General features: G+C 44.6%; 3 protein-coding genes. All 3 read left to right on the top strand.

Translation table 11 applies throughout. From position 1 onward, the window contains the following. Window positions 1-208: hypothetical protein (locus tag J6I68_RS07805; RefSeq protein ID WP_292219265.1), on the top strand; the 208-nt coding region annotated here is incomplete at its 5' end. Then, window positions 205-594, top strand: coding sequence for an IS66 family insertion sequence element accessory protein TnpB (gene tnpB, locus J6I68_RS07810; protein WP_292219267.1), 390 nt, complete (start codon window positions 205-207; stop codon window positions 592-594). The genes J6I68_RS07805 and tnpB, both read left to right, overlap by 4 nt. A gap of 86 nt (window positions 595-680) precedes the next feature. Then, window positions 681-2,705 (top strand): IS66 family transposase, encoded by a 2,025-nt coding sequence (locus J6I68_RS07815; RefSeq protein WP_292219270.1) that lies wholly within the window; start codon window positions 681-683, stop codon window positions 2,703-2,705. Window positions 2,706-2,780: the final 75 nt, after the last annotated feature.

The following is a 2,780-nucleotide window of genomic DNA, read 5'->3' on the forward strand; positions in this document are numbered from 1 at the left end:
AGAGCTGGTGATAGACAAGCCTGGCGAGCAAGAACCGGCCAAAGAAGATCTCTCGAGATTGACTCTGATTAAGCCCCAGACAACCAAGGTCCTTCGTGTCATTGAGAATATAAGCATAAGTATAAACAGCCGCATAGGCGTAAACATCGGCAAATGTGATGTCACCACGCTCTCTGCATTAATCAGGGAAATGGAGGTGAGTCAATGATCAACCTATCAGGCAAATTCAGATATTTTCTCTGTACAGACAATGTCACACTGCGCTTCCGTCATCGTGGACTCAGGGAATACATCAAGGGCAAGCTCCATCGCGACCCCTGCAATGGTGATGTCTACATCTTCCTGTCACGTGACCTCAGCAGACTCAGAGTCTATTACTTCCACCATAATGGAGAAATCCTCACGGAAAAGATCCTGCATGCACACCGGTTCACTCATCCCATCTTCTTGGATGAAGGCAAGCATGTGTACCACATCTCGTGGTCCAGTTTCGTTTATCTGCTCGAGGGTATCATCAGAAAGGAAAAAGACGAGTATTTTGATGAGTACGAAGAGGATGCAACCGATGGTGATGAGCTGCAAGAATTAGTGTGATTTTGTTAGCATTATTTAACGTAACTATCTGATAATTAAGTAGTTAAATATTTGCATATATGGAGAAAAATGAGTACCTTTGTAATGTGAATAAGGCAGAGGAACAGCAGTTTGCTATACTCTCTTCCAGGGTCAGTAGCGCTGAAAGAGAGAAGCATGAAGCCCAGAAGAAGGTGAAACTTCTGGAGCAGAAGAACTCTGCCCTTGAGTCTCAGAATGCAGACATTCAGAGGCGACTCAATGAGAAAATGGATGAAGTGGCTGAAACAGTCAAGCAGATGGCCCAGTTCATGATGGGCAAAGGACCGGTAACCCTCTCAGACTCCTTGCGAGATGCTATAGTAGCTGGTGTCAAGAAGGAATTTGAGGAAAAACTCCGTGTGCAGAATGAGAATCATGCAAAGGAGATGCAGGACTTAAAAGACTTCTTTGCTGTGCAGCTTGCAGCTAAAGACAATGAGCTGAATGCACTCAGGGCTAAGTATGGCGAGGGCGATGATCATGGCACAACCAATGCTGGTCAGCCTATTCCAGACGGAATGACTCCTGAAGACCGTATAAAGCAGCTTGAGCAGCAGAAGAATAAAGTTGCTGTTGATGCCTATGGTCAGGGAACAGAGTCCGAGAAATATAATCATGGCTGTCAGAATCCTGTAAAAGCAGACGATCTCGACCTCGAGGGCGCTGATGTGCCGGATGAGCGTTGTGTAGAGATTGCCAAACAAGTAATGGCGGCAGCCAAGCAGCGCAAGGATATGAAAGGCGTTGAAAAGCCTCGTAATATCCAGCCTTTAGAGGAAGCAGCACTGAATGACAAGGATAGTCAGATAATCCTTACTCCAGAAGACCTTCCCGACGACGCAATAGAACTGGAACCTGATAAGACAACCCGTTATATTTGGGTGGAAGGTCATTTCAGATGTAAGGTTATTATCCGAAGGAAATTCAAGGATCCACGTGGTAACTACTATTATGTTAATCTCCCTGAGAAGTATAAGAATCCCATGGGACGTATGGAAGTCACAGAATCTGTTATTGCATTGGTATATGTTCTTCATGGTGAGCATCGGATGACATACTCTGAGATAGTCACATTCCTTAAGAGCAAGGGGCTGAACTATAGCGAGGGGGCTGTCAAGAACTGGATAAAGAAGGCTGGTGATCTGCTGGAGCCTCTTGATGAAGTAATCCAGAAAGAGATTCTTGCAACAGGACATGACCATGTGGATGAATCCACAATCGGCATTTGTGACAAGCGTCTGCCTAATAAGGATGAAAAGGACGAAGATGTCGAGAATGATCAGCACTATTACAAACGGTGGATGTTTTGCCATTATTCGCCAGTCAACAAGCTGACCCAGTTTGTGTTCTTTAACCGTGGACGCAGGACACGCGAGGCTGTAGAGACGTATTTCAAGGATGCCAAGAAACGCCTTTTCATCCACAGTGACGGAGCACCTCTTTATAAGTGCTATAATGTAAAGGTGGAAGATCTTGAAAAGTGTTCTGAAGTAGCCGATATTATTGTAAGAATATCATGTCTTGTTCATATGAGAAGACCACACTTCAAACTAAAGGATGTCTCGCAGGATGCTTGTGAAATAGTGCATCTTGCCGACCAGATATTCCATTTAGACAAACAGATAAAAGCTGATGCCAAAGGCGATTTTGACAAAATCGCGCAGGAGCGAGTCCTGCAGATAGGTCCGATACTGCAAAGTATCAAAGATAAGCTCGACATACTTGAAAAAGAGCTTGACCAGACGAAGGAACCTGAGCTGGTCAAGGCAGTGAAGTATGCCCAAGCAGAATATCCCTGTCTGCTACATTGCTTGAAGAATGGTGCGCTTGACTTTTCGAATAATGCCGTTGAAAGAGAGATCCGCAGATTGGCAAAGTATCGTAATAACAACTTCTTTGCAGGAAGCCCTGATGGAGGTGTAAGATTAGCAAGGTCACTGACTACCTTTGCAAATTGCAAGGCATATCAGTTGAATTCATTCAGATACTTGTGTGACGTGTTCCGTCGCATCAAGAAGACAGCCAAGGAAGATTTGGTTTACTTGGTCGCTCACAGGTGGCAGCCCCAATTGGCTCCAGCCATCTATTAAAATCAACTCAAGTTTTTAAAAATCTATAAATAAGTACTTGCTTAGGGCCTTAACGGGTCTAAAGTGACCGCTTAC

Source organism: Butyrivibrio sp. (assembly GCF_017940685.1).
Taxonomy (GTDB): Bacteria; Bacillota; Clostridia; order Lachnospirales; family Lachnospiraceae; genus Butyrivibrio.